This window comes from Hyphomonas pacifica (assembly GCF_000682675.1).
GTDB classification, from domain to species: domain Bacteria; phylum Pseudomonadota; class Alphaproteobacteria; order Caulobacterales; family Hyphomonadaceae; genus Hyphomonas; species Hyphomonas pacifica.
Window position 1 is genome coordinate 1 of sequence record NZ_AWFA01000085.1, and the last position, 297, is coordinate 297.

Below are 297 nucleotides of genomic sequence, written 5' to 3' on the forward strand. Positions count from 1 at the left end.
GCGGGGCCGAAGCGCTCGATCTCCTGAAGGCGTGGAACACAGGCCATCCGGGCGGGATTACAACCCTTCATGCAAACTCCGCACACGGCGCGCTCCAGCGACTTGAGCAGCTGACGCTGGAAGCAACGCCCCGCGCGCCCTTCGATCTCATCGCCGAGGCCATCGACGTGGTCGTGTTCATGAGCCGCGCAGGCGGCCAGCGCCGCGTCGAGGAAGCGCTCCGCGTCACCGGCTTCAATGGCGAGGGCTATGACACCGCCCCGCTTGTCTCCCGCTCTTTGTCCCTCGTCCAACATG

At 66.3% G+C, this 297-nt stretch carries 1 protein-coding gene; it reads left to right on the plus strand.

Annotated elements, in window-relative coordinates; translation table 11 throughout:
* Positions 1-297: ATPase, T2SS/T4P/T4SS family (locus tag HY2_RS15955; RefSeq protein WP_034829423.1), on the plus strand; the 297-nt coding region annotated here is incomplete at both ends.